This window comes from Microcoleus sp. D3_18a_C4 (genome assembly GCF_036702415.1).
Taxonomy (GTDB): Bacteria; Cyanobacteriota; Cyanobacteriia; order Cyanobacteriales; family Microcoleaceae; genus Microcoleus.
The window spans coordinates 1-3,847 of the sequence record NZ_JAUBTI010000169.1 but is presented as its reverse complement, the minus strand read 5'-3'; the positions used below and the strand labels follow the sequence as shown (position 1 = coordinate 3,847).

Sequence of the window (3,847 nt, the reverse complement as noted above, 5' to 3'; positions counted from 1 at the left end):
TACATGAACCTTGATTTTGCTCGCCGGAGAAAAACATATATGGGGATTGACCGTTGGGTGGGGGCGGGTTTACTATATTGTCGATTATTAACAATTATTGTCGGTGAAACCCGCCCCTACGATCGGCGGTTTCAACCGCAACTACACTTCCCTTGCCTCCGCGCAACGCGAGACTTTAAAGAAAAGGAGATTTAAAACCGGATGTGATGTAAAAAAAGACGATCGCCCTGATTCATTCTTGCATTCTCAACCAGCTAAACACCTGTTCGGCGGTGATATTCAGGGGAATCATTTCGGGTACAGGAACGACATCGCTACCTTCGCAGAATTGCGGTTGTTGGTTGGGCAAAAACGCTAAAATCGATCGATCGTCTGGATCGATTAGCCACCCCAACTGACAATTATGTTGAAGACAGTGAATAATTTTTTTAGTTACGCGATTTGAGCTTTGTTGTGGCGACAGGATTTCGATCGCCCAATACGGTGCAATTAGCACATCATCCAACGGTTCACCGCTCTCATCAAATTCAATTTGTTCCCACAATAGTACCGCAATATCTGGAACAATCGATCGACCGCCAAACGTACACCGCAACTCTGGAAACGCATAAGCTATCTTGGGAGTTTCCGTCACCTGATTAATTTCGTTGCAGGCTTTTAATCGCAATAAGCTATGCTTTGTTTTCGGCATAGGTTTTTGGATAATATCCCCCTCAATATATTCGCTAGCAGGTTTGGTTTCTGGCAGTTTCAGAAATTCTTCAAGGGTGAGGCGCTCAGTTGCGATCGTCATAAATAAATTCCTCAATTCTACCTATCTTCAGTTTAATCCTAAAAATATTTTTTTGGCATAAAATTTGTGTTGCCTCGCCTAATTTTCCAGAAAAATCTGCTGCTTAAACTCAAACAAATTAGGATTTTTCGGGTCATAAAAAGCCCGCAACCAATGCACGTTTGGAGAACCAAAAGTTTCAACTCTAGTAAAATTTTTCATTCTCGGTAGTTGAGTCTCATCGGTAAAATAGGGTAAAGGTTTATCGATGCGGAAATAGTGAGTATCGCCGTGGACGAATACAACCTGCCCTGGGAAATTGCCTGTTTCTGTTTCCAGAGTTGCAATAAAATCGTTGTAGCCGCTTCTTCTTTTGTCCGTCGGATCGAATTCAAATCCCGGATTTGCCTGTGCAACTAACACAATTCCTTTGCTGTTGCTGCGTTTGGCTAAAGCAAAACATTCTTTGATCCAGGCTAAGTTAGCCCAATTGCGATCGGCATATTCTGCATCTGCTTCGGGAGTGCGACCAAAATTGTTGTTGCTTCCCGGCATATTAATCGCGAAAAACACAACTCCATGATAAATCCAGCGAACATTTTCGCGGAATTTAGCAAACTGCGGGTTTTCGCTTTGACGGGTGAGAGTTAAGGTGCGCTTTCCCAAACTTTGATTACCGTTGCTAAATATTTCCCGCAGTTTAGCCAGTCTTTCTACTGGATCGTAACTGCCATTTTTTGAACGGTGGCAATCCGTCCATTCATTGTCACCATAAGCTAGAATAAACGGTATCTCAAAATTGTCAAATAACTGCTTGCGGCTGACAAAAGTTGCATCATCGCAGACACTAGAACCGTTTTTAATATCGCCGTCGTGGACGACAAACGCTGCGGGCGATCGATTGATATCTGCAATCAAACTCGGAAATTGTGCTTCCTGTTCGGCACTGTAGGGCAAATCGCCAATTAAGGCAAATTCAAAAGGTCTTTCGCTGGAAGTTTGAGCGTAAGTTAAAACGCCAAAACCCGTAATTGATACAAAAACAATAAAGGCAATAATTAGATAGTTTTTTTTCATCTATTTAGCCGTAACTAAATTAGTTATGATACCATATAAGCCGACAAATCACTCTTAAAAATCATGGATTTTCGTCGGTTGCTCTCGCTAATAGCCATGCTTTCGATCGCAGGCTGCAATATCGAAACGCCACAAACCAACACACAGCCTACAGAAAGTCGATCGCCAATTGCAGCCCCTGTTCCCCCCAAACCACAGTCTGAGATCAAAGAAGCAACACTAATTGCTGTCGGCGACATTATGATGCACAGTACCCAAACGCGATCGGGCTACGACGCAAAAAAGAAAACATACAATTTTGACAATTTCTTCGCACCAGTTAAAAGTATCCTGTCAACAGGCGATTGGGTGATCGGAAATCTCGAAACACCTTTAGCGGGCTCCGATGCGGGCGGATATACGGGATATCCGCTATTTAACGCACCGGCTCAATTAGCGGATGCGACTAAAAAAGCTGGATTTAATATCTTGACAACGGCGAACAATCATGCTTTAGATCGGGGAGAAAAAGGAGTAATTAGGACGATCGCCAATCTGAGCGATCGCAAAATTGCTGCCATAGGAACAGCCACATCAGCCGCCGCAGCCGATCGCACTTTTATCAGCACCAAAAACAACATTTCATTAGCCAAGCTAGCCTACACCTACGGCACAAACGGCATTCCCATACCCAAAGGCAAAGATTACTTAGTTTCCCTAATCGACGAAAAAAAGATAGTCAAAGACATTGCCAAAGCCCGCAAACAAGGAGCAGATATTATCGCAATTTCCCTGCATTTTGGCGATGAATATCAGCGACAGCCAAACACCCAACAAAAACAATTAGTTGAAAACCTATTAAAAGCTGGTGCAGACATCATTCTCGGCAGCCATCCCCACGTCGTCCAACCTTACAAAATTTTTAATTTTCCCGGCCAAAATGGCAAAACCCGCAAAGCTGTAGCCATTTATTCAATGGGAAACTTCATTTCCGGTCAGAATAAAAAATATACAGACTTAGGCGTGATTTTGCAAGTAAATATTCGCAAAAAATTTCCCGAAAAAACCACAGAAATTACAGATGTAAAAACATATCCTACTTGGGTACACCGCTATACTCAGAACAATAAAACTAACTATCGCGTTTTGCCATTAGAAACAACAGTCACCCAGAAAAAAGATGCACTGCTAGCAACTTCACAGTATCCTGTTTTATCAAAATATTTGCAGGATATGAACAATCATCTTAACTCTTTGAATAGTCAGCAGAAATCCGAGTAATTGGTAATTGCGCTTCTGCTCCCTCTTCCTTCGCGTCCTACCCTACCCTTCACCGAACCCCTGCGGGGAAAGGGAACGGCTTCGCCGAACGCGTCTTCGCGGTTCAATTCAATTCAACTGGTGAATTAGCCAATAAATCGCCCCTTCAACATCAGCAACCTGCTCCACAGCGGGAATCTGCTGGCGCTGCACCATCACAACCGGAATTCCCAGTTCCCTAGCCGCAGCAATTTTAGCATAAGTAGCACCGCCACCGCTGTTTTTGCTAACAATTGTATCCTTTTGATATTCTAATAGTCATTGTCGCTCGTCTTCCAATCAAAACGGCTCCTTGCTAATAACAATTTACCGTTAGGAACAGGAGTATTTAGTCCAGGAGGAGCGATCGCCCGCCTCTCAAACCAAATAGTCACTGATGTAGGGTGCGTCAATCGATTTTAGATTTTAGATTTTAGATTTTAGAGGCGACCCCACGGATAAATGCTCTTTCTTGAGGATTTTCGATTTTCGATTTGGGATTGATTCCACGGATAAATTACGTAGCCGGTACTACCTTTGAAATTCCTGGTCAGGGAAAACCATATTACCCGAAAGCAGGGTACGGTAGTGCGGTTTCCCTACAAATCCGGCGATCGTTACATCCGATCCGTGCGATCGGGCGATGGAATGAGAATTAAATAACTTCCACTCTTGAAAGTGGGATGGGCGTCCCGCCCGTCCAAAAAGGACGGGCGGGAC

General features: G+C 43.6%; 6 protein-coding genes. 2 read left to right on the top strand and 4 right to left on the bottom strand.

Annotated elements, in window-relative coordinates:
- A partial coding sequence (locus QUB16_RS32205; RefSeq protein ID WP_333322379.1) for a hypothetical protein occupies nt 1-195 on the top strand: 195 nt, incomplete at its 5' end.
- 37 nt (nt 196-232) lie between these two features.
- On the opposite strand, the gene QUB16_RS32200 is transcribed toward QUB16_RS32205, so the two are convergent.
- Nucleotides 233-793 carry a Uma2 family endonuclease gene (locus QUB16_RS32200; RefSeq protein WP_333322378.1) on the bottom strand — a complete coding sequence of 187 codons (561 nt, stop codon included), beginning with the start codon at nt 791-793 and terminating at the stop codon, nt 233-235.
- A 78-nt stretch (nt 794-871) separates the two neighbouring features.
- Nucleotides 872-1,849 (bottom strand): hypothetical protein, encoded by a 978-nt coding sequence (locus QUB16_RS32195; protein ID WP_333322376.1) that lies wholly within the window; start codon nt 1,847-1,849, stop codon nt 872-874.
- A 63-nt stretch (nt 1,850-1,912) separates the two neighbouring features.
- Between QUB16_RS32195 and QUB16_RS32190 the strand changes: the two genes are divergently transcribed.
- Nucleotides 1,913-3,109: a CapA family protein gene (locus QUB16_RS32190; RefSeq protein ID WP_333322374.1), complete on the top strand. Its 1,197-nt coding sequence runs from the start codon at nt 1,913-1,915 to the stop codon at nt 3,107-3,109.
- Between the two features lie 108 nt (nt 3,110-3,217).
- Here QUB16_RS32190 and QUB16_RS32185 read toward each other — a convergent pair whose 3' ends face one another.
- Nucleotides 3,218-3,340 (bottom strand): hypothetical protein, encoded by a 123-nt coding sequence (locus tag QUB16_RS32185; RefSeq protein ID WP_333322385.1) that lies wholly within the window; start codon nt 3,338-3,340, stop codon nt 3,218-3,220.
- Between the two features lie 318 nt (nt 3,341-3,658).
- A partial coding sequence (locus QUB16_RS32180) for a hypothetical protein (protein WP_333322372.1) occupies nt 3,659-3,847 on the bottom strand: 189 nt, incomplete at its 5' end.

Excerpts from the sequence above, each read along its gene's own strand:
- QUB16_RS32200 (WP_333322378.1), bottom strand. The coding sequence starts at position 793 with ATGACGATCGCAACTGAGCGCCTCACCCTTGAAGAATTTCTGAAACTG.
- QUB16_RS32195 (WP_333322376.1), bottom strand. The coding sequence starts at position 1,849 with ATGAAAAAAAACTATCTAATTATTGCCTTTATTGTTTTTGTATCAATT.
- QUB16_RS32190 (WP_333322374.1), top strand. The coding sequence starts at position 1,913 with ATGGATTTTCGTCGGTTGCTCTCGCTAATAGCCATGCTTTCGATCGCA.